General features: G+C 65.6%; 18 protein-coding genes and 2 pseudogenes. 10 read left to right on the top strand and 10 right to left on the bottom strand.

The features are described 5' to 3' along the window. Nucleotides 1–43: 43 nt before the first annotated feature. The 3 genes from FJW03_RS13250 to FJW03_RS13240 are packed head-to-tail and all read right to left on the bottom strand — an operon-like array spanning nt 44 to nt 3,791. The gene (locus FJW03_RS13250) at nt 44–2,338 is read right to left on the bottom strand and encodes a xanthine dehydrogenase family protein molybdopterin-binding subunit (protein WP_140766096.1); all 2,295 of its coding nucleotides are present in this window, start codon (nt 2,336–2,338) and stop codon (nt 44–46) included. Then, nucleotides 2,335–3,318 (bottom strand): FAD binding domain-containing protein, encoded by a 984-nt coding sequence (locus FJW03_RS13245; protein WP_140766095.1) that lies wholly within the window; start codon nt 3,316–3,318, stop codon nt 2,335–2,337. The genes FJW03_RS13250 and FJW03_RS13245 overlap by 4 nt, the downstream gene beginning before the upstream one ends. Beyond that, complete coding sequence (locus FJW03_RS13240; protein ID WP_140766094.1) at nt 3,315–3,791, bottom strand: (2Fe-2S)-binding protein; 477 nt, start codon at nt 3,789–3,791, stop codon at nt 3,315–3,317. Before FJW03_RS13240 ends, FJW03_RS13245 begins: the two co-directional genes overlap by 4 nt. A 351-nt stretch (nt 3,792–4,142) precedes the next feature. Here FJW03_RS13240 and FJW03_RS13235 point away from each other — a divergent pair, with 351 nt between their 5' ends. From FJW03_RS13235 to FJW03_RS13220, 4 genes are all read left to right on the top strand, one after another. Next, nucleotides 4,143–4,769 carry a TetR/AcrR family transcriptional regulator gene (locus tag FJW03_RS13235; RefSeq protein WP_140766093.1) on the top strand — a complete coding sequence of 209 codons (627 nt, stop codon included), beginning with the start codon at nt 4,143–4,145 and terminating at the stop codon, nt 4,767–4,769. Between the two features lie 149 nt (nt 4,770–4,918). Next, nucleotides 4,919–6,163 carry an ATP-grasp domain-containing protein gene (locus tag FJW03_RS13230; protein WP_140766092.1) on the top strand — a complete coding sequence of 415 codons (1,245 nt, stop codon included), beginning with the start codon at nt 4,919–4,921 and terminating at the stop codon, nt 6,161–6,163. 40 nt (nt 6,164–6,203) lie between these two features. Beyond that, on the top strand, nt 6,204–7,742 hold the full coding sequence (locus FJW03_RS13225) for a hypothetical protein (protein ID WP_140766091.1): 1,539 nt from the start codon (nt 6,204–6,206) through the stop codon (nt 7,740–7,742). Next, nucleotides 7,742–9,250: a pyridoxal phosphate-dependent decarboxylase family protein gene (locus FJW03_RS13220; protein WP_140766090.1), complete on the top strand. Its 1,509-nt coding sequence runs from the start codon at nt 7,742–7,744 to the stop codon at nt 9,248–9,250. The genes FJW03_RS13225 and FJW03_RS13220 overlap by 1 nt, the downstream gene beginning before the upstream one ends. A gap of 26 nt (nt 9,251–9,276) precedes the next feature. Here the strand turns inward: FJW03_RS13220 and FJW03_RS13215 are convergent, their stop codons facing one another. The 3 genes from FJW03_RS13215 to FJW03_RS13205 form a co-directional block, all read right to left on the bottom strand. Next, the gene (locus FJW03_RS13215; protein ID WP_140766089.1) at nt 9,277–9,552 is read right to left on the bottom strand and encodes a hypothetical protein; all 276 of its coding nucleotides are present in this window, start codon (nt 9,550–9,552) and stop codon (nt 9,277–9,279) included. An 85-nt stretch (nt 9,553–9,637) separates the two neighbouring features. Next, nucleotides 9,638–10,390, bottom strand: a complete 753-nt coding sequence (locus tag FJW03_RS13210; RefSeq protein ID WP_140766088.1) for a DUF899 domain-containing protein — start codon at nt 10,388–10,390, stop codon at nt 9,638–9,640. Beyond that, on the bottom strand, nt 10,387–10,572 hold the full coding sequence (locus FJW03_RS13205) for a hypothetical protein (protein WP_140612011.1): 186 nt from the start codon (nt 10,570–10,572) through the stop codon (nt 10,387–10,389). The genes FJW03_RS13210 and FJW03_RS13205 overlap by 4 nt, the downstream gene beginning before the upstream one ends. A gap of 115 nt (nt 10,573–10,687) precedes the next feature. Between FJW03_RS13205 and FJW03_RS13200 the strand changes: the two genes are divergently transcribed. From FJW03_RS13200 to FJW03_RS13190, 3 genes and pseudogenes are all read left to right on the top strand, one after another. Further along, nucleotides 10,688–11,908, top strand: coding sequence for a helix-turn-helix domain-containing protein (locus FJW03_RS13200; protein ID WP_140612009.1), 1,221 nt, complete (start codon nt 10,688–10,690; stop codon nt 11,906–11,908). Between the two features lie 91 nt (nt 11,909–11,999). Further along, on the top strand, nt 12,000–12,632 hold the full coding sequence (locus FJW03_RS13195; protein WP_140612006.1) for a PQQ-binding-like beta-propeller repeat protein: 633 nt from the start codon (nt 12,000–12,002) through the stop codon (nt 12,630–12,632). A 222-nt stretch (nt 12,633–12,854) separates the two neighbouring features. After that, a pseudogene (locus tag FJW03_RS13190) lies at nt 12,855–13,684 on the top strand (aldo/keto reductase). 170 nt (nt 13,685–13,854) lie between these two features. On the opposite strand, the pseudogene FJW03_RS30345 reads toward FJW03_RS13190, so the two are convergent. Together FJW03_RS30345 and FJW03_RS13180 are read right to left on the bottom strand one after the other, a co-directional pair. After that, nucleotides 13,855–14,075 (bottom strand): annotated as a pseudogene (locus FJW03_RS30345) (endonuclease domain-containing protein); the annotation flags it as partial. Between the two features lie 163 nt (nt 14,076–14,238). Then, nucleotides 14,239–14,544, bottom strand: a complete 306-nt coding sequence (locus FJW03_RS13180; RefSeq protein ID WP_140611998.1) for a hypothetical protein — start codon at nt 14,542–14,544, stop codon at nt 14,239–14,241. Nucleotides 14,545–15,046: 502 nt separating this feature from the next. On the opposite strand from FJW03_RS13180, the gene FJW03_RS13175 reads away from it, so the two are divergent. The 3 genes from FJW03_RS13175 to FJW03_RS13165 all read left to right on the top strand — a co-directional run bounded on the left by FJW03_RS13175 (nt 15,047) and on the right by FJW03_RS13165 (nt 18,786). Further along, on the top strand, nt 15,047–16,549 hold the full coding sequence (locus FJW03_RS13175; RefSeq protein ID WP_140766087.1) for an ATP-binding protein: 1,503 nt from the start codon (nt 15,047–15,049) through the stop codon (nt 16,547–16,549). Nucleotides 16,550–16,837: 288 nt separating this feature from the next. After that, on the top strand, nt 16,838–17,218 hold the full coding sequence (locus tag FJW03_RS13170) for a cupin domain-containing protein (protein ID WP_140611992.1): 381 nt from the start codon (nt 16,838–16,840) through the stop codon (nt 17,216–17,218). A gap of 257 nt (nt 17,219–17,475) precedes the next feature. Then, on the top strand, nt 17,476–18,786 hold the full coding sequence (locus tag FJW03_RS13165; RefSeq protein WP_140766086.1) for an NRAMP family divalent metal transporter: 1,311 nt from the start codon (nt 17,476–17,478) through the stop codon (nt 18,784–18,786). A gap of 67 nt (nt 18,787–18,853) precedes the next feature. Here FJW03_RS13165 and copD read toward each other — a convergent pair whose 3' ends face one another. Next, nucleotides 18,854–19,741, bottom strand: a complete 888-nt coding sequence (gene copD / locus FJW03_RS13160) for a copper homeostasis membrane protein CopD (RefSeq protein WP_226890648.1) — start codon at nt 19,739–19,741, stop codon at nt 18,854–18,856. A gap of 87 nt (nt 19,742–19,828) precedes the next feature. Further along, nucleotides 19,829–20,194, bottom strand: a complete 366-nt coding sequence (gene copC, locus FJW03_RS13155; protein WP_140766084.1) for a copper homeostasis periplasmic binding protein CopC — start codon at nt 20,192–20,194, stop codon at nt 19,829–19,831. Between the last annotated feature and the right edge of the window lie 88 nt (nt 20,195–20,282).

The following is a 20,282-nucleotide window of genomic DNA, read 5'->3' as shown; positions in this document are numbered from 1 at the left end:
CCTTCGGCGACGTCTCCCCCTCGAGGGGGGAGATTACTCCGTCCTAAATCAGCTTCTCCAGCGTGATCGGCAGATCGCGAACCCTCTTGCCCGTGGCGTGGAATACCGCGTTGGCGATTGCCGGGGCGACGCCGACGATGGCGAGTTCGCCGACGCCCTTGCCACCGAGCATCGAGGAATGCAGGTCGGGGATGCCGACCGAGATCACCTCGATGTCGGGAATGTCGGCATTGGTCGGCACCAGATAATCGGCGAGGTTGTTGTTGACGATGCGGCCGTGGCGGCGGTCCATGATGCCTTCCTCGAGCAGCGCCTGGCCGATGCCCATGATGATGCCGCCCTTCCACTGGCTTTCGGCGAGCTTCGGGTTGTAGAGCCGGCCCGAATCCAGCGCCGACACCACGCGCGACACGCGCACCGTGCCGAAATCCTCGTCGACGCGCACCTCGACGAAATGCGCGCACCAGGAGTGGCGGGAATAGTCGCCCTCGGTATGCGGCAGCGCCATGGCGATGGTGGTGTAGTTCTTGTAGCGGTCCTCGGCGCTCGAATTGGCCGGCATGGTGTCGCCCATCGCTTCGATGCGGTCGCGGCCGACGTTTTTGAGCAGTTCGGCGATCGAGACATCGGGGCCGTCGCCGCGCGGCGCGGTGATACGGCCGTTGGCGACGACCAGCGTGTTGGCCTGCAGGGCGTGGAAGGGCGAGCGCGGATCGCTGATCGCTAGGCCGATCAACTGGTCGAGCGCCGAGGTCGCGGCCTTGTAGACGGCACCGGTCATGACGCCGGCCAGCCGTGAGCCGCCGGTGACGCCGGCTCGGGGAAAGCGGGAATCGCCCAGCTTCACCACCACGTCGTCGGCTGGCACGCCAACCGTCTCGGCCGCGGTCTGCGCCAGGATGGTGTAGGTGCCCTGGCCCATGTCGATCGAGGAGCTTTCGACCTCGACCGAGCCGTCGGCCAGGATGCGCACGATCGCCTCGCCATAGGCGCGCCGCACCGGATAGGTGCCGGCGGCGACGCCCCAGCCGATCAACTGGTTGCCGTCGCGCATCGAGCGCGGCTCCGGCGTGCGCCTGACCCAGCCGAAGCGCTCGGCGCCCACGGCAAAAGCCTCGCGCAATTGCCTGGTCGACCAGGCTTTTTTCGCTTCCGGATCCTGTTCGGCGTAGTTGCGCAGCCGGATCTCCAGCGGATCGATGCCGACCTCGTAGGCGAGTTCGTCGATGGCGCTTTCGATACCGAAGGCGCTCGGGTTTTCGCCCGGCGCGCGCATGGCGCCCGGCACCACCGAATTCACCCGCACGACATTCTGCCTGGAGGAGAAATTCGGGGTCGCGTACATGATCGAAGTGACCGATCCCAGCGGCTCGACCCACATGCCGTCGATCGATGTTTCATTGACGCCGCGATGCACGATCGACTGGATCAGGCCGTCATGGTCGGCGCCGATCGTCACCGTCTGCCGGGTCGCGGCGCGGCCGCCGTAACCGGTGAAGGTCTGCGGGCGCGTCATCACCAGCCGCACCGGCCGGCCGAGCATCTTGGCGGCACATGCGGCCACCGCGCCATGGCTGAGCGCCAGCGCCTTGGAGCCGAAGCCGCCGCCAATATAGGGCGAGACCAGCCGCACATTCTCGAACGGCACGCCGAACCATTCGGCATAGGTGCGGGCCATGCCGTCCAGCCACTGGCTCGGCTCCCACACGGTCAGCCTGTCGCCCTCCCAGCGAGCGATCAGGCCATGCGGCTCCATCGGCGCCTGGTATTCGCGCGGGGTGTTATAGGCGGCGCAGATCCGCACCGGGGCCGAGGCGAAGGCGGCCTGGGCGTCGCCCCATTCCTTGGTCATGGCGTCGATCGGGATGCCGTCGCCGGCCTTGCCGTCGCTGAGGTCGACGATGGCCGGCGTCTCGTCATAGCTGACCTTGACGAGTGCCGCCGCGGCGACCGCCTGCTCGAAGGTCTCGGCGATGACAGCGGCGACATGCTGGCCCGAGAAGGTGATATCGCGCGCCAGCGGGCAATAGGGCTTGTCGGGCGGCGGCGTGCCGAACCAGTCCGAGGCGGTTTTCAGGCTGATGATGGTGTCTGGTGTGAGCACTTGCAGCACGCCCGGTGCCGCCTCGGCCGCCTTGGTGTCGATGGCGCGCACCTTGCCCGATGCGATCGTGCTTTCGACCAGCACGCCATAAACGAGGCCTTCGAGCTGCTGCTCGACGGCGTATTTCGCCGCGCCGGTGATCTTGGCCGGGCCGTCGACGCGCGAAAGCCGGCCGCCGACGGCTTCCGCCAGCGCGCCGTCGGAAGCATCGCCATGTCTTGTGTGAACGGTCATGCCGCTTCTCCCAATTTGAGGATGGCGCGCGCGACGACGCGCGGCGCGAGCTCGATCTTGTAGTGGTTGGCGCCATGGTCGACGGCGCCCTCGACGGCGAGCAGGCTGGCCGCCCGCACGGCGTCCGGCTCCAGCACCTTGCCTTTCAGGGCGTCTTCCACCGCCCGCGCGCGCCAGGGTTTGGTGGCGACGCCGCCGAGCGCCACGCGCAGGTCGCGGATGGTGCGGCCATCGGCTTCCAGTTCGAGCCCGACCGCGGCACTGGCCGCGGCGAATTCATAGGACTGCCGATCGCGGATCTTCAGATAGGTCGAGCGGCGGGCTGCGGCGGAGGAGGGGATTTCGATAGCGGTGATCATCTCGCCAGGCTCGATCGCATGCTCCCTGTCCGGCGTAGTGCCGGGCAGCAGGAAAAAGTCATCGACTAAAAGCTGCCGCTCGCCGAGACGGACTGTCGCGTCGAAGGCGACCAGCGCCGTGGCGAGGTCACCGGGGTACATGGCGATGCAGGCTTCGCTGGTGCCGAGCACCGCGTGCCCCCTGGTGACGCCGCCGATCGCCGAACAGCCGCTGCCGGGCTGCCGCTTGTTGCAGGCCGGAAAGTTCGAAGGATCGCGGAAATAGGGGCAGCGCGTGCGCTGCATCAGATTGCCGCCTATGGTCGCCATGTTGCGGATCTGCGCCGAAGCCGCTTGCCACAGCGCCTCCGAGACGGCGGGGAAACGGCTTTTGATGTCCGCGTGGTCGGCGACATGGCCCATGCGGGCGAGCGCGCCAATGGTGGCGCCGCGCTCGTCGACCGCGATCCGGTCCAGCCCCTCGAGGTGGGTGATGTCGACCAGCGTGTCGGGCTCGGCGACGCCGCATTTGGCGAGGTCGATCAGCGTGGTGCCGCCAGCCAGGAGCATGGCGCCGGGCAGGGCGGCCGCCTCACGCGCGGCATCCGTCGAGGTGGCTCGAAGATAGGAGAAGTCCTTCATGACGCGACCTCTAGGGCTGCCTGGCGGACAGCGGCGACAATGTGTGGATAGGCGCCGCAGCGGCAGAGGTTGCCGGCCATGTATTCGCGGATTTCATCGTCAGAGCCGGCATGACCCTCGCGAATGCAGGCCACCGCCGACATGATCTGCCCGGGTGTGCAATAGCCGCACTGGAAGGCGTCCTGCTCGAGGAAGGCAGCCTGCACGGGATGCAGTTCGCCCTCGCTTGCAAGCCCCTCTATGGTGGTGATGGCGCGGCCCTCGGCTTGCGCGGCCAGGGTCAGGCAGGCGAGCACGCGCTCGCCGTCGACATGCACGGTGCAAGCACCGCACTGGCCATGGTCGCAGCCCTTCTTGGTGCCGGTCAGGCCGAGGCGGTCTCGCAAGGCGTCGAGCAGCGTGACACGCGGCTCGAGTTGCAACTCATGATGCTGGCCGTTGATGTCGAGATGGACGGGGATTGTGTTCGTCATGGGCGTCTGGCTCCAGTTGCTTGACGCGGGGCGGAGAGTGTGGGGATGGCGGAACTGCTGATCTCCCTCCTTGAGGGGGAGATGCCCGGCAGGGGGGGTCGGTTCGACCGGATGCAACCTCCTGCGGCGGATGGGGGTTGGCGCTTCATGCGGGGCGACCCCCTCTGTCGCCTTCGGCGACATCTCCCCCTCGAGGGGGGAGATTACACGCTCGGCAGTTTGCAGACGTGACATACCGGTTCCCCTGATTATATGATAAAGGCACTCCACTAAAGCGGAGGAGCCTCCGTTTCTTACGTGGGGGCTGACCCGGCCGGGTTCAAGCCCCATATTTCGACAGTGGAGAAAAAATTGGCCGTTGAGCCGTCGATCATTGCTGAACAGACCGCCACGGCGGGCAAGCCGCTGCGCGCGGATGCCCGGCGCAATCGCGACCGGCTGGTCGAGGTGGCGGCGGAGGTGTTTGCGGAGCGCGGTATCGATGCCTCGCTGGAGGAGATCGCACGGCGCGCCGGCGTCGGCATCGGCACGCTCTACCGGCATTTCCCGACGCGCGAGCATCTGGTCGAGGTCGTCTACCGGCGCGAGGCGGAGGGGCTGTGCGCGGCCGCCGGCGAGCTTGCCCAAAAACATTCGTCAGATGTCGCGCTGGAAGAGTGGATGCGGCGTTTCGTCGATTACATCGCCACCAAGCGCGGTCTGGCGACCAGCCTGCGCATCCTGCTCACCACCAATTCGACGCTGTTTTCCGACACGTCGGGCCGGGTCTCACAGGCGCTGCGGCAATTGGTCGAGGCGGCGGTGGCCGACGGCACCATCCGCGGCGACGTCGACGCCTCGGACGTTCTGCACGCGCTCGGCGGCATCTACTCCGCGCCGGACACGCCGGAGTGGCGCGACCGCTCGCGCCGGCTGGTCAAGCTGTTGATGGACGGCTTGCGGTTCGGGGCGGGGACGTCGACGAAGGCCGATCGCTGACCGAGGCCAGCAGCGGCCAACGCTGCGATCCGCTCGCCGGGCCACAAGGCTCGCACAAGCGCCGGAGCCCAAAGTGCCACCTGCACATCGTGCAGGCGGCGTGGAGGCTGAACCAGCCGTAACCACCGCGTGGCAGAAGGCTTGAGGGCTTGAAAAGCGCGGCAGTTCAAATCGAGACATTCGACGATCAGAATCTCATCACGGGCAAGGCGCCCATCGTGCGGGCCGTCTTCGAGGGGCGGGATATCTCGCCATTGTGGAACGGGCTGTTCGGACGCATTTCCGCCGATGTCACCGATGCCGCGGCATTCCTGGACGTGTCCATCCTGCTTCATGCGATCGGCGAGGAAGACAAGGCGGCGCTCAGCCAGAAGGCGGCGCTCGAGATGAGCCGCCAATACCGGGTCCGCAACGGACGCGGCACGGGCCTGAACGTCCTTGTCTTCATGACCGCCGGCGACTTCATGGCCAACACGCCGATCGAATTCCTGCTCGAGGATTCCGACACGAACCTGCTGCTCTATTATGTCGATGCCGACACGGCCGATCTGAAGGACGTGCCCGAGCATGACGTCGCGTTCGTGGCTGTCGGCGAATCGGCAGCAAATCTGGCGGTTCTGGCGAACCTCGACCGGTTGCTGGGCGATTGGGCCGGGCCGATAGTCAACAATGCGCCGCGCCGCATCATGGCGCTGTCCAGGCATGGCGTCGCCGAGGCGCTGAAGGACGAGCCTTCGATCCTTGCCCCGCCCGCCGCGCGCCTTGACCGTGCCGTTATCGAGAGACTGGCTTGCGGGGAAATCGAGGTCGCGGCAATCCTCGCGGCGAAGGCGTTTCCGGTGATCGTCCGCCCGGCCGGCACGCATGCCGGCAAGGGCATGGAGAAGATCTCCACGCGATCGGAGCTTTCGGCCTATTTGATTTCGCACGCCGAGGCCGAATTCTATGTCACGCCATTCATCGACTACAGCGGGACGGACCGCAAATTCCGCAAGCAACGCGTCGCGTTCATCGGCGGGCGCCCCTATGCCAGCCATCTCGCGGTTTCCGAACATTGGATGGTCCACTATCTGAATGCCGGCATGACCCAGCACGAAGAAAGGCGTGCCGAGGAAGCGGCCTGGATGGCCAGCTTCGACAGCGACTTCGCGGTGCGCCACGCGCATGCCTTCGAAGCCCTTCACCGGCGCCTCGGGCTGGACTATTTCGCCATCGATTGCGCTGAACTCGCCGACGGCCGGCTGCTGGTGTTCGAGGCGGATGTGGCGATGATCGTCCATTCAATGGATTGGGAGAGTATCTTTCCCTACAAGAAGAGCGCCATGCGCAAGCTCTTCGCGGCATTCGAAAATGCGCTGGCACGGCGCGCGGCGCGCAAGTCGACGCCGCTTTGATCGCAACCAACTCACCACTGCCCTGATTTCGGAGACCATCATGCCTGCAATTCAGCGCGGGATCCTGCCGGTGCCGATGCGCCCGGACCTGGAAACGGTTGGCCTCCGCGCGGATTCGCCGGCATCCGTTTCATTCCTGCTCCAGACAGGCGGCGACAGACGTATCTGGCCGGACGCGATCACGCGGCGCAATCGCTATGGCACGCGCGCCACCCCGGCGGACGACGAGATCTCATTCTCGTCGACGACGGCAAGCAACATATCCCGCGAAGGATTCCAGGCGGCCGGTGCCGAGCTCGCGCGTCTCATCGACATCGCGTCGCCTTCCCCTGTCGCCTCCGAGCAATGGTTCGCCGACATCCGGGACCGGATCGCCGGCAACCTCGGCTGCGCTGGCGCGCAGGTGGTGCTCGCGGCTTCTGGAACGGATGCGGAGCTTCTCGCTCTCTGCATGGTCGCGGGCGTCTCCAGGCGCCCCTTGACCAATGTGCTTGTCGCGCCCGATGAAACGGGAAACGGCGTTCCACGGGCGGCGGCAGGGTTCCATTATTCGGATTTGACCGCTCTCGGCAGCACCGTCGAGGCTGGTGCGCCGGTCGAGGGGCTGCCGCCGGACCGCATCGAGGTGCGCACGATCGCCATCCGCAACGAGATGGGCGAGCCTCGCCATCAGCATGACATCGATGCCGACGTCATCGCTGCCGTCGAGCTGGAGCTGAAGCGGGATCGCGATGTCCTCGTCCATGTGCTCGATGCGTCCAAGACCGGGCTGCCTGCCGTAAGCCGACAGGCGGCGCGCCACGTCGCGGCCCTTGCCCCGGACCGGGTGCGGGTCATCGTCGATGCCTGCCAGTTCCGCGGCTCGATCTCGCGCTTGAGGCAGGACCTCGCGGATGGGTTTCTGGTGGCCTTGACCGGATCCAAGTTCGTCGCTGGCCCGCCTTTCTCAGGCGCTCTCCTTATCCCTGCGGCTTTTGCCGAGGAACTTGCCGCGAGATCCGACATTCCAGCCGGCCTTGCGGAATACAGCGCGGCGCAGGACTGGCCCGCGGCCCTTCGCCAACGGATGCGGTTCGGCTTCAACTCGGAACTGAACCTGGGACTGGGGCTGCGCTGGGTCGCGGCGCTCGCCCATCTCGACCGCTACGCCGCGATCGACGAGTCCCGGCAAAGCCTCGTCAAGGAGCAGTTTGTCCGCCTGGTGCGGTCTCGAATCGGTGCGGTGAAAGGCGTCTCGCTGCATCAGGATGATGAAGGCGACCACCTCGGCTCCCGCGCTATGGTCCCGTTGACCGTCATGAACGGGGCCGGCGCTTTCGCGTCGTTCGAGGAGTGCCAGGGCATCCAGCTGTCGATGCGCGATCTCAGCGGGGGACCGATCTGCCATGTCGGGCAAGCCGTGCGGCTCGGTTCGCGCACGGTCCTGCGCGTCGCCGCCTCGGCTCCCGATGTCATAGGCGTTGCGCAGGCGATGTCGGCCGGCCAGCCGCTGCATCAGGCCTTCGCTCCGATGGAAGCCAGGCTCGACGTCTTCTTCCACAAATTGTCGGCGGTCCTTCATCATCGCCGAGGCGCCTGATGCCGCGGGCGATCGAGCAGGAGCGCGTGGCGGCAACAGAAGCGGCCGACACCTCCGGCAACCTTGATCCATCGGACTGGGATCAGTTTCGCGAGCTCGCGCACGGCTTGCTGGACGACATGATCACCCATATCGAAACGATCAGGCAGAGACCGGTATGGCAGCGGCCCAGCGATGAGGCGCGCGCCAGGTTTGTCCGCCCGCTGCCGAAGCAGTCCAGCGAACTGGGCGATGTCCTGGACGATGTGCGCACGCACATCGTGCCGTTCGCCACCGGCAACCTGCATCCGGCGTTCATGGGGTGGGTCCATGGCGCGGGCACGCCGATCGGCATGGTCGCGGAAATCGTCGCCAGCGGCCTGAACATGAATTGCGGCGGCCGCGACCATGCCGGTCTCGTGGTCGAACAGCAGATCGTGCGCTGGATGAGCGAGGCGCTCGGCTACCCCGCTGGGGCAAACGGCCTGTTCCTCACCGGCTCGTCAATGGCAAACTTCGTCGCGGTGACGATCGCCAAGACCGAGGCGCTGGGCCAGTCCGTCCGCGAGACCGGGCTGCGCGACTGCGACCGCCAGCTGGTCGCCTATACATCGGCCGAAGCCCATTCCTGCATCGCGCAGGCAATGCAGCTGTCCGGCATCGGATCGGCAAATCTGAGGACAGTCGCGGTCGACGATGCCGGGAGGATGCTGTCTGGCGCGCTGTGCGACACTATCGGGGAAGATCGGGCGGAAGGTTTCTTGCCGTTCCTGGTCGTCGGTACGGCGGGAACGGTAAACACCGGGGCGATTGATCCGCTGGCGGAAATCGCTGAAATCGCGTCCAGGGAGAAACTCTGGTTTCATGTCGATGGAGCGATCGGTGCACTCGCCGTGCTGTCCGATTCCCTGCGCGAACTGTTCAAGGGCATCGAGAATTCGGCGTCGGTGGCGCTCGATTTCCACAAAGGGGGCCAGGTTCCCTACGATGCCGGCTTCCTGCTGGTGCGCGACGGCGATGCCCAGAAGCGCACGTTCGCGCAGCCGGCCGCCTATCTGCAGCGTGGTGACCGGGGGCTCGCCGCCGGCGAAACCTGGCCCTGTGATCTCGGTCCGGACCTGTCGCGCGGGTTCCGCGCCTTGAAAACGTGGATGACGATCGAAGCGCTTGGAACCGATCGCATCGGCGGCTCGATAGCACACACATGCAGGCTCGCCCGCCATCTCGCCGAAACCCTGGAACGCCACCCTGCATTCCAGCTGAAAGCGCCCGTGGCGCTCAACATCGTCTGTTTCGGCATTCGCGGGGCGGACTCTGAATTCATCCGCGACCTGGTGCTGGATCTGCAGGAATCCGGCCTGGCCGCGCCTTCGTGGACGACCCTCAACGGCGAACTGGTGGTGCGTTGCGCCATCGTCAACCATCGCACGACAAAGGCCGACATCGACGGGTTCGTGGATACTCTCGACAGGTATCTGGCCGATCGCGGCTTTCATCCCGCCGCTGCCCCGTCAACTCGCCATCGGTGATCGACGGTGCCACGGCGCGAAGGGCTCTATCGGACCTGCCGGCCGGAGATCACCCTCAGCCACGGCGCCAGATGGAAAGCGCTCATCAGCAGATACATCGCCGGCATTCCGGTCAGGATTGGGCCGGTCAGCGGCGAAGCGCCCATGCACAGCATGGCGCCGTCACCCCCTTGAAGGCAGGAGAGCAAGGCCATCAGCGCGAAAGTGGGCGCCGCGGCGAGGCACAGCCAGTCGGCGATGCCGAGATGGGCGGCATTTTTTTCGGGAGTCGCGCCGCCGATGCCGGAATGGGTATCGCTCATGGTCTTTTCCTTGATGGTTGCGAGCCGTCGGAATCTGGTTTCCTCGCCCTGCCGAAGGGGAGAGGAAACCAAGCTGCATACCCCTCTACTTGTCGCCCTTGTCGCGGAAGGCGGCTTCGCCGGCGGCGGCCACTTCGGCCCATTTCTTGTCGGCCCCGGCCTCGTAATTGTCGTGCCAGTTCCACCAGCTGTAGAGCGGGGTCTGGGGGTAGCCTTCGGGCGAGTCTTCCCAGACCTCCTGGCGGCCGAGCGGCGTTGCGTCGAGATAGCTCCAGACCGTGCCCATCGCCTCGTCGCCGCGGTTGTTGATGAAATAGGTGCGGAAGATGCGCTCGCCGTCATGGATGAACACGTTGTGGCCGTGCCATTCGTCGACGCCGAAATCCTTGTCGAAGCTGTCGGTGATCGTGTACCAGGGCATGTCCCAGCCCATCCGCGTCTTCAGCCGCGCGATGTCGGCCTGCGGTGCGCGCGAAGCGTAGGCAAGCGTGGTGTCGCGGGCGTTGAGATGGGCGAGGTGGCCGACCTGGTCGGCGCCGAGCGAGCAGCCGCGGCAGGCATGGTCGGGCCAGCCATAGACGCCGGGCTCGAAGAAGGCGCGGTAGACGATCAGCTGGCGGCGGCCTTCGAACAGGTCGAGCAGGCTTGCCTTGCCATTAGGGCCTTCGAAGACATAGGCCTTGTCCACTTCCAGCCACGGCATGCGCCGGCGTTCGGCGGCGAGCGCGTCCTTGGCGCGCAACGTCGCCTTTTCCTTCACCAGCATCTTTTCGTGCGCGGCGTCCCATTCCTGTCGTGAAACGATCGGCGGGGTCTTCATCGTCATGTGCTTGGTCATTGGTCTTCTCCTTTGTCAGTCATGGCGTCGTTGCGGGCTGTCGTTGCCTGGGCATCCTGAGCCATGGTGGAGCCGGGCGAAGCGGGCGATGCAAATGCAATGGCATCCGCATCCTCGGGTCCGGCACAGCAGGGGTGGCGCCGCGTGTGCGCGGTGCTGCCGTTGGTTGCGTCGGTGGACATTCAGTGTTCTCCGTTGTTGCGCCGCGCCGCCGATGCGGCTTGCTGCTTGGCTGCGGTGACTTAAGTTAGGGCGGTGCTTTGCGGGGGTGGGAGTTACAAGTGTGACGGGATTTGAATGGACTCGCTGATCACGGCGGCGGCGCTGGCACTGGCGGGAGGCGATCCGCTTGGCGCGCTTGACCGGGTCGCCTTGCGCGAGGACGCGCCGGCTCTGGCGTTGCGCGGCATCGCCATGGCGCAGCTCGGCGACTTCGAGCGCGCCAAGCAGCTGTTGCGGCGCGCCACGCGCGCCTTCGGCCCGAAAGAGGCTGTCGCGCGCGCCAGATGCGTCGTCGCCGAGGCCGAGATCGCCCTGGTCTCGCGCGACCTCGGTTGGCCGGCGAAGGCGCTCGACGCGGCGCGCGCGACGCTGGAAAAGCATGGCGACCGGCTGAACGCAGCGCATGCAGGCCACCTCAAGGTGCGGCGCCTGCTGCTGATCGGCCGTCTCGACGAGGCCGAGCATGTGCTGGCAGGGCTCGACCCGACGCCGCTTCCGCCGGCCGCCCGGGCCGCGCATGAGCTCGCGGTCGCCGGCATCGCCATGCGGCGCCTGCGGACCCGGCCGGCGCGCGCGGCGCTGGAATGGGCCCGTAACGCCGCCCGCCAGGCCGGCATTGCCGGCCTCATGGCGGAGGTCGACAGCGCATCCCTTGCCCTGGAGACACCCGCGGCAAAGCTGATCTCGCAAGGCACGGAGCGGCCGCTGCTGCTCGAAGAGGTCGAGACATTGCAGGGATCACCAGCGCTGATCGTCGACGCCTTCCGCTATACGGTGCGCAGCGGCGAGACAACGGTTTCGCTGGCGAGCCGGCCGGTGCTGTTCGCGCTGGCGCGTGCGCTCGCTGAAGCGTGGCCTGGGGATGTGTCGCGCGAGGAGCTCGTGGCGCGGGCCTTCGGCGGCAAGCATGCCGATGAATCGCACCGCGCCCGCCTGCGCGTCGAGATCGGCCGGCTGCGCGCCGAGCTTGGCGTGTTGGCGCATATCAACGCCACCAGGCGCGGCTTCACGCTGGCGCCGCTTCAGGCGCGCGCCGTGATGGTGCTGGCGCGGCCGATCGAGGAACGGCACGCGGCCGTGCTTGCCTTGCTTGCCGATGGCGAGGCCTGGTCGAGCTCGGCCCTGGCGCTGGCGCTCGGAACCAGCCAGCGCAGCGTGCAGCGGGCGCTCGAGCCGCTCGCCGAGGCCGGCAAGGTGCAGTTTTTCGGCCATGGCCGTGCGCGCCGCTGGATGACGCCACCGGTGGCGGGATTCACGACCACCTTGTTACTCCCGGCGCCGCTGCCGAACGGCTAGAACATGGTCCTGAAAAGTGGAATCCGTTTTGGGAACGGATCATCTTCCAAAGAAACGGACAGGGAAAATGACCACGGTTGAGGACCAGGACATGAAACATTCAGCGGCCGAAATCCTGCGCGAATACGGACCCTTTTCAGGGGTGGACCAGGTCGCGGGCGTGAGCTTCGACGGCAAGAATGTCTGGTTCGCCTCAGGCGACAGGCTGAACGCGTTCGATCCGGAAAGCGGGCAGACGCTGCGTTCGATCGACGTCGCCGCCCATGCAGGCACCGCCTATGACGGCCGGCATTTCTTCCAGCTAGCCGGCGACCGCATCCAGAAGATCGATCCCGATACTGGCGGGGTGCTCTCCACCATTCCGGCGCCAGGCGGCGGCCGCGACTCCGGGCTGACCTGGGCCGAGGGCACGCTCTGGGTCGGGCAGTACCGGGAGCGCAAGATCCACCAGATCGATCCCGAGAGCGGAAAAATCCTGCGCACGATCGAGTCCAACCGCTTCGTCACCGGGGTGACCTGGGTGGACGGCGAACTGTGGCACGCCACCTGGGAAGGCGACCAGAGCGATATCAGGCGCATCGATCCGGAGACCGGAAAGGTGCTCGAAAGGCTCGACATGCCGGCCGGCAAGAACGTGTCGGGGCTGGAATCCGATGGCGGCGACTGCTTCTTCTGCGGTAGCGGCCCCGCCGGCGTGGTGCGCGCGGTGCGCCGGCCGAGGTGAGGGTGCAGAGACAAAAGGGCGGACTACGAACCAGCGTCGCGTTCCTTCACACTCCCCTCTGTCAGGCAGGACAGAGGGGGTGCTTCGCGCCACTATCCACAATTGGCATAGTTACATCTCACGCGAATTTGCCGCCGGCGACTGGCCGTCGTCCCAGGTCGTGCCTAGATAGGCTGCGTCGGGCGATCGCCCGGACATTTCCTACGCAAAGGACCCCCCATCATGCCCGAACAAATCACGTTGAACGACGGCGCGACCATTCCTCAACTTGGCCTTGGCGTGTGGCAGGTCGATCATGACATCACCGCGCAGGTGGTGGGCTGGGCAATCAAGGCCGGCTACCGGCTGATCGACACGGCCGAGGGTTACCAGAACGAGGAAGGCGTCGGCGAGGCGATCCGTGGTGCCGCCGTGCCGAGAAGCGAGCTGTTCATCACCTCGAAGCTGCGCAACGGCGCGCACCAGCGCGACGCGGCACTTCGCGCCTTCGACCATACGATGACGAAGCTCGGCATCGAGCAGCTCGACCTCTTCCTCATCCACTGGCCGGTGCCCAGCCAGGACAAATATGTCGAGGCCTGGAAGACTCTGATCGAGCTGAAGCAGGCCGGCCGCATCAAATCGATCGGTGTTTCGAATTTCAACAAGGATCATCTGGAGCGCATCATCGGCGAAACCGGCGTGACGCCCGTCGTCAACCAGATCGAGCTGCATCCGCGTTTGCAGCAGCGCGCGCTGCGCGAGTTCCACGAAGCCATGGTATCCATACCGAAAGCTGGAGCCCGCTCGGCAGCGGCCGGCTGATCGGCGACGCAACCCTGTCAGCCATTGCCAAAAAGCACGGCAAGTCGACGGCGCAGGTGATGATCCGCTGGCACCTGCAGCAAGGGTTGATCGTCATCCCGAAATCGATCCACCAGGACCGCATCGCGGCCAATTTCGATGTCTTCGACTTCGAACTGGACGCCCTGGATTTGAAGGCGATCGACGGCATGGATTCGCGCGACGGCCGGACGGGGCCGAACCCGGCGACGGCTGCATTTTTGTTCTGAGAGGGCGAAGCTGCCAATCTCCCCCCAAGTGGGGGAGATGTCCGGCAGGACAGAGGGGGGCGCGAAGGATCGCCAGCCTATTCCGTCAGTTCAGCCAATCCCGCTGTAATAACAATGTGCTGGCAAGCATTGTCGATGTCGCGGATCACATCTTCATTCCAGAACCGCAGCACAGTCCAGTCGTCTTGTTCCAGGCGTTTCGTCCTAAACGCGTCAGCCGCAGCAAGATCCGCATCGCCGTGCTGTGAACCATCGACTTCCACAATCAGTTTCTTCTCCGGACAGGCAAAGTCGACGATATAGCCGGCGATCGGGAATTGCCTGCAAAACCCAGGCCCATCAAACGATCCGCGCGAAGCTCGTTCCAAAGCCTCAACTCTGCGTCGGTCATGACCTTGCGCATCGATTTGGCGTTTGCGCGGTTCTGTGGAGGCATGGGCGTATGCGGCATGGCTGTCCGGTCGGTTATTGATGCCGCGCTCTACGGCGCCCCCCTCTGTCCTGCCGGACATCTCCCCCACTTGGGGGGAGATCAGCAGCTCCGCCGATGGCCCTTAAATCCCCGAGCCGTCCAACTGCCCGGCGTCGTCGCCTTCCCAGGGGGCAGGCATGGAGGCGCGGGCGAGGTTGGCCGAGGGCAGGGGCATCCAGCATTTCAGCTCCGGCTCGGCATATTCGATGACGCGGCCCGGGGAAGAATCAGAGGCGCGCCAGCCCTCTTCGGCAAACTGGTCGGCGCGCGACCAGTAGGCGAGGTCGACTTCCGCCGGTCCCTGTTCGGAGGGACGGACCGTAACCAGAATCCGGCTGCCGTCCTTCGGCGCCGTCGACATGTGGCGCCACCGTTCGGGCTCGTCCATCGCATTTCCTCCTCGCACTTGCCTTGCGCAGTCCGGGCTGGCGGTGGGCATTGCCGGAACTGCCCTTCACATGAAGTGTCGCCTCGCGGTCCGGGCCGGTCAACCCCGGCTTTGCCCCAGACAACGGGTTTTGTGCGCCGTCGGCGCGGCGTCGGGGTATGGCAAGGATGAAAGGCGGCGACCGGCGCATACTTGTGGAGAGAACTTGAAAACGCCGGCCGCCATTTGGGGCGTTGGGGTGCATCACATTGCAGGGTCAGGCTACGCGGATGCCTGACGGCTTCAATCGGAACGCCGGCCCATGGTGAACAGGTGGTTACTATCCACAGGCTCTGCGGCGATCGGTCGGCTGCCCGCCAGTTCCGCCTGGCCTGCTGGCCTCCCCAGGGCAACTCACCGCTCCTCACGGCTGTGCGCAACGCGAAGCCTCTGCCCGGTGCGGCTCGACGCGCCGCGATGGGGTTGATAAGCCCGTCTGCGAAGGGAGAGCCTGAGTCGAGACATGACCGTTGCGATCGAGATGGGCCACACCACGGCGGGCGCACCGGCGAACCTTGATCTCGAGGAGCTGCTGGCGACCCGTCTTCTGGTGCAGGGCAATTCGGGCTCCGGCAAGTCGCATCTCTTGCGCCGGCTGCTGGAGCAGAGCGCGCCCTGGGTGCAGCAGACCATCGTCGATCCCGAAGGCGACTTCGTGTCGCTGGGCGAACGTTATGGCCATCTGGTGATCGATGCCGAGGAGCATACCGAGCGCGGCCTGCAGGCGGCCGGCGAGCGGGCGCGCATCCATCGTGTCTCCACGGTGCTCAATCTCGAAGGGCTCGATGCCGAGAACCAGATGCGGCGGGCCGCCGCTTTCCTCGGTGGGCTGTTCGAGGTGGCACGCGACCACTGGTACCCGATGCTGGTGGTGGTGGACGAGGCGCAGCTGTTCGCGCCGGCTGTGGCTGGCGAGGTTTCCGACGAGGCGCGCAAGTTGTCGCTTGGCGCCATGACCAATTTGATGTGCCGTGGCCGCAAGCGCGGGCTGGCCGGCATCATCGCCACGCAGCGGCTGGCCAAGCTCGCCAAGAACGTCGCGGCCGAGGCGTCCAATTTCCTCATGGGCCGCACCTTCCTCGACATCGACATGGCGCGCGCCGCCGATCTCCTGGGCATGGAGCGGCGCCAGGCGGAAGCGTTCCGCGACCTGGAGCGCGGGCAGTTCATGGCGCTGGGGCCGGCGCTGTCGCGGCGGCCGCTCGGCCTGCGCATCGGCCCGACCGATACAAGCCCGCGCAACGGCACGCCGCGGCTGATGCCGCTGCCGGGGGCCGCGCTCGAGGATGCCCGTTCGATCATCCTGGCGGCGCCGCCGCCCGAGGCGGTGCGCGCGCCGCGCCGGACCGCGTCACCGGACCTGCTGGATCAATTGATGGCGGCGAAATCGGCGGCGCTGGAAATCCGGCCCGAGCCGATGGAACCGCCGATCAGCGCCGAGGATCTGGCGGAGCGGCGCGAGCGGGTCGACCGTGTGCTGCGCGCCGTGCTGGCGGAGCCCGATGCGGGTTTTCGCGTCATCGGCGTGCTCTACCAGGAGTTCGTCGTGCGCTGCCGCATCGAGGGCCTCGCCTCGGTGGTGCCCGATCTGCCCGCGTTCCGCCGCATGCTGACGCGCGCGCGTGCCGGGCTGGGGTCCGAGACCACCGAGGACGATGCGTGGCGCGACGTTTCGGTCCGCGCCTCGCTGCTGCCCGACGACATGCAGGGCGTGTTCATGATGATCGCGCGTGCGGCGAAAGAGGGCTGGCCGTGCCCGAGCGACGCCGCGATCGCCCGCGCCTATGGCTCGCATTCGCTGCGCCGGGCCCGGCGTCTCCTGACCTATATCGAGGAGCAGGGCCTGATCGTGTGCCAGGTCGACGGCACGGGCAAGCGCACCGTGACGCTGGTGGAACTCGCCTGGGCCACGGCGCCCGGCGATCCCAATGCCGAGGAGGCGGAGCAGGGCAGCCTGGCGCTGTGAGGGGACTATGACGCGTTCAGCATCCGGCGGATCGCACAGGCTGCCCGACGGCAATGTTGCCCGTCTGCGGGCCGGCTTCCGCAAGAGCTGGCGGACGCCGCTGGCCCGGCGGCGGTCCTGAGGTCACTCATCGGCTTCCGGTGAGGGTGGCGCGGCCGCCAGTTGTCTCCAACGAGGCCGGACCAGGCCTGTTACATTAGCGAACGCTGATGAAATGGTGTATGGATGCGAAAGCGGTCCCCGGCGATCGCGGTGTCGGGCTCCGCTTCAAAAAGATGGGAGGATGCCATGGCCGAAGCTGCAATGAACGTCACGAAACTGGAAGCCAAATCGCATGACAAACCGGACGAGGTGCGCTCGCCCGCCAAGACGCGCGTCGAGGTGGTGCGGCTGCCAGGCTACACGCTCGCGCGGATGAACATGGAGCCAGGCTGGCGATGGTCCGAATGCGTGAAGCCGGTGGTCAAGACCGACAGCTGCCAAGTCTCACATGTCGGCTATGTCGTGTCGGGGACAATCACGATCAAAATGAAGGACGGGACGCAAAAGACCTTCAGTGAAGGCATGTCCTACACGATCCCGCCCGGCCACGACGCCTGGGTGGAAGGCAAGGCACCGTTCCAGTGCATCGAAGTGCTGAGCGCCGAACAGTACGCCAAACCGGTCTAGGCTCGATCTGCGGATATGTCATCGCGTTCAGTCGCACTGGAAGGGCTATAGCGGCCAAAAGGACGACGCGCCGGTCAGACCAATTCGGCCAGCACGGAACTTGGTCGGCCGGCGCCTGGGCTTGGTAAGTGGCCCAAGCCATAAACCAGCGCGAGCGCGGTCTCAGTGCCGATGGCTCGCACCTTGGTAAGCCACGCTTTTTATTAGCATTATGAAACCAATGTGGTCGGCCGTCGTTGAGGGGCGCGAGGGCAATCATGACCGATCTCAGCGCCAAAGTCGCCAAGGACCAAAGCAACGTCTTGGCAAAAGGACCATTTCAGCGCCTCCTGCGGACCATCGGCCCGGGTTTCATCACCGGCGCCTCCGACGACGATCCCTCAGGCATCGGCACCTACAGCCAGGCTGGAGCGCAACTCGGGTTCTCTATCAGCTGGACGCTTCTCTTCACTTTCCCTCTCATGGCGGCGATCCAGGAGATAGCGGCGCGGTTAGGCCGAACCACGGGGCGGGGCATATCCGGCAATCTCTGCCGGCACTACCCGGTTTCGCTATCGTGGTTTGTCGTTACGCTGGTGTTTGTCGCCAACGTCGTCAACATCGGGGCTGATCTCAGCGCCATGGGCGACGCTCTAAAGCTCCTGGTTGGTGGCCCGAGCTCGCTTTATGTCGTCCTTTTCGGTGCGATTTGCATCTCGGCGATCGTGTTCCTGAACTATTCGAGATACGTCACCGTCCTCAAATGGACGACACTCAGCCTGTTCGCTTATGTCGGTGCCCTTTTCCTCGCGCATGTACCATGGGGTGAGGCGGCAAGCGGCATTCTGATTCCCAGCATAAGCTGGAACGAGACCTTTTTCACGACGCTGCTTGCAATCCTGGGCACGACCATTTCGCCTTATCTGTTCTTCTGGCAAGCCTCGGAAGAAGTCGAGGAACAGCAACTCGATCCCAAGGCCAAGCCACTCCGTTGGGCGCCTTGGCAGGCCTCGCCGGCGTTTTCACGCATCCGCGCCGACACGCTGATGGGAATGGCCTTCTCGAATCTGATCGCGATCGCCATCGTCATCACCAGTGCCGCGACCCTGCACAAGGCCGGGGTGACGGATATCGGTTCTTCGACAGACGCCGCAAAGGCCTTGGAGCCGGTGGCCGGCCGTTTCGCATTCGTAATCTTTGCCGCTGGAATCATCGGCACCGGGCTGCTCGCCGTGCCTGTCCTCGCAGGCTCAGCCGCCTACGCGGTGGGCGAAGCTTTTCGCTGGCCAGTCGGTCTTGAGCGCCGGCCCAAGGAAGCTGTCGCCTTCTACGCCACCCTGGCGAGCGCCGGGGCCTTGGGGATGGGGATCATGTTTACACCGATCGACCCCATCAAGGCGCTTTACTGGAGTGCCGTGATCAATGGCGTCTGTGCGGTGCCGGTGATGGCGGTCATGATGCAGATGACCCATCGCCGGGAGATTATGGGAGAATTCCCCGTGCAAGGCTGGCTACGCGCGCTTGGATGGTTATCCACGCTCGTCATGTCGCTCTGTGTCCTGGGCTTGGTCTTGCAATGGGTGCTCTGAGCTACCGTGATCTCGCACAATCGGCTCTGGCACGAGATGGACACCGCGCCATGGTGAGGCGACTCGATCAGTTCCCGCCAATCGGATCGAGCAAGCCGAAGATCGAGACGAGCAAGATCGCGGCAAGGCCGAGGCCTATCTCTGCCAGCGTGCCTGTCCGGATTGCGGCGAGGGCGGAGGCGCGATGTCGGCCGAGGCGCGGCACGAACCAATAGCGGTTGAGGATAGCTGCCGCCGTCATGAGGAAGACGACGACGATCTTTGCCGTCAGCAGCGCCCGGTAGGTAGGGGAGATGCCGAGTGGCCAGCCGACGATGAACAGGCTATTGCCGATGCCGGACAGGATCGCAAGCGCGACAGCCCAGTGGCCGGCGGTCGAAAAGCGGCGCAGCGCCACTGTCGCGTCGGCCTTGAAGGGCGGCTGGCCGAATTGCGCGAGCACAATGAGCAGCGGCGGCAGCGCGCCTATCCATGCGCCGGCGGCAAGCACGTGCAGGACGTCGTTTAGCGGATGAACAACGCCTTGCCAGCCGCCCTGCATGACCGCATGTCCGCTGAAGGCGAGCGCGGCCAGACCGAGCGCTGCCGCGCCGGCGGTCGCTGCCGTCTTGAAGCGGGCAGGAGACAATTGCGAAAAGACAAGGATGACGACAGCCGCGAGTTGCGCCAGCCATGCCGTCCCGACGCTGGTCGTCATCAGCACATCGGTCAGTACCCGCCCGTTCACCGCATCGGTCCAGCCGTCGCCGATCATGGCGGTCTGGATCGGCAGGGCGAGAAGCGTGGTGGCCAGCGCAAGCCCGACCGCAACGAGGCGGGAACCAGCCAGCCGGTCGGCGATCGGCCCGGCCAGGCGCCGAGGCACAAGCGCCGCCAGGTAGCCGAAGCCGCCCCAGAGCATCATCAGCGCCGCATCGTGAACGAAGCGGCAGGCCATGAGGAAAGTGTCCGGCATCATCGGGCGGCCGGGGGAGGCAACATTGGGCGGTCCGTCATCACGAAAGCGAAAAGAGGGGGCATGATCGTGGGCCCCTCTGATCGATCACGGCTTCACGGTGAACTTGTAGTCGCCATGCGTCTTGTGGCCGTCCCGCGACAGCGCATGCCACTCGACCTTGTAGGTGCCGGCGGCGAGCCCGGCGGGAAGATCGACCATGAATGTCTTGTCGCCGTCCATCAGCATGTCGCCGTCGGTCTTGACTTGCTTCTTGTCCGGTCCGGTGACGTTTACGCCGGTGAACTTCAGGTTGAGCTCCTCGCTGAATTTGAGATCAAGTTCGGTAGGAGCGTCTTTCACCGTGCCGTTTATCGGCGGCTGGGCAGCTTCCAGATGGGCATGGGCACAGGCGGTGCTCGAAAGCATGGCGGAGGCGGCGATGAAAGCAGCTGCGAGCAAGATGTTGCGCATGGATCTGTTCCTTGGTGTCTTAAGAACGGGATAACGCGACATTTCCAAGCCCAAGAGCAAGGCATTTAAGGCCAAGGCGTCAAACAAA

Origin of the sequence: Mesorhizobium sp. B4-1-4 (assembly GCF_006439395.2) — a bacterium.
Taxonomy (GTDB): domain Bacteria; phylum Pseudomonadota; class Alphaproteobacteria; order Rhizobiales; family Rhizobiaceae; genus Mesorhizobium.
The sequence above is the reverse complement of the archived record's forward strand: the minus strand, read 5'-3'. Positions and strand labels throughout refer to the sequence as shown.

Excerpts from the sequence above, each read along its gene's own strand:
- FJW03_RS13170 (WP_140611992.1), top strand. The coding sequence starts at position 16,838 with ATGGCCGAAGCTGCAATGAACGTCACGAAACTGGAAGCCAAATCGCAT.
- copC (WP_140766084.1), bottom strand. The coding sequence starts at position 20,194 with ATGCGCAACATCTTGCTCGCAGCTGCTTTCATCGCCGCCTCCGCCATG.
- FJW03_RS13205 (WP_140612011.1), bottom strand. The coding sequence starts at position 10,572 with ATGTCCACCGACGCAACCAACGGCAGCACCGCGCACACGCGGCGCCAC.
- FJW03_RS13225 (WP_140766091.1), top strand. The coding sequence starts at position 6,204 with ATGCCTGCAATTCAGCGCGGGATCCTGCCGGTGCCGATGCGCCCGGAC.
- FJW03_RS13180 (WP_140611998.1), bottom strand. The coding sequence starts at position 14,544 with ATGGACGAGCCCGAACGGTGGCGCCACATGTCGACGGCGCCGAAGGAC.
- FJW03_RS13200 (WP_140612009.1), top strand. The coding sequence starts at position 10,688 with ATGGACTCGCTGATCACGGCGGCGGCGCTGGCACTGGCGGGAGGCGAT.
- FJW03_RS13195 (WP_140612006.1), top strand. The coding sequence starts at position 12,000 with ATGAAACATTCAGCGGCCGAAATCCTGCGCGAATACGGACCCTTTTCA.
- FJW03_RS13220 (WP_140766090.1), top strand. The coding sequence starts at position 7,742 with ATGCCGCGGGCGATCGAGCAGGAGCGCGTGGCGGCAACAGAAGCGGCC.
- FJW03_RS13210 (WP_140766088.1), bottom strand. The coding sequence starts at position 10,390 with ATGACCAAGCACATGACGATGAAGACCCCGCCGATCGTTTCACGACAG.
- FJW03_RS13250 (WP_140766096.1), bottom strand. The coding sequence starts at position 2,338 with ATGACCGTTCACACAAGACATGGCGATGCTTCCGACGGCGCGCTGGCG.
- copD (WP_226890648.1), bottom strand. The coding sequence starts at position 19,741 with ATGCCGGACACTTTCCTCATGGCCTGCCGCTTCGTTCACGATGCGGCG.
- FJW03_RS13165 (WP_140766086.1), top strand. The coding sequence starts at position 17,476 with ATGACCGATCTCAGCGCCAAAGTCGCCAAGGACCAAAGCAACGTCTTG.
- FJW03_RS13240 (WP_140766094.1), bottom strand. The coding sequence starts at position 3,791 with ATGACGAACACAATCCCCGTCCATCTCGACATCAACGGCCAGCATCAT.
- FJW03_RS13175 (WP_140766087.1), top strand. The coding sequence starts at position 15,047 with ATGACCGTTGCGATCGAGATGGGCCACACCACGGCGGGCGCACCGGCG.
- FJW03_RS13215 (WP_140766089.1), bottom strand. The coding sequence starts at position 9,552 with ATGAGCGATACCCATTCCGGCATCGGCGGCGCGACTCCCGAAAAAAAT.
- FJW03_RS13245 (WP_140766095.1), bottom strand. The coding sequence starts at position 3,318 with ATGAAGGACTTCTCCTATCTTCGAGCCACCTCGACGGATGCCGCGCGT.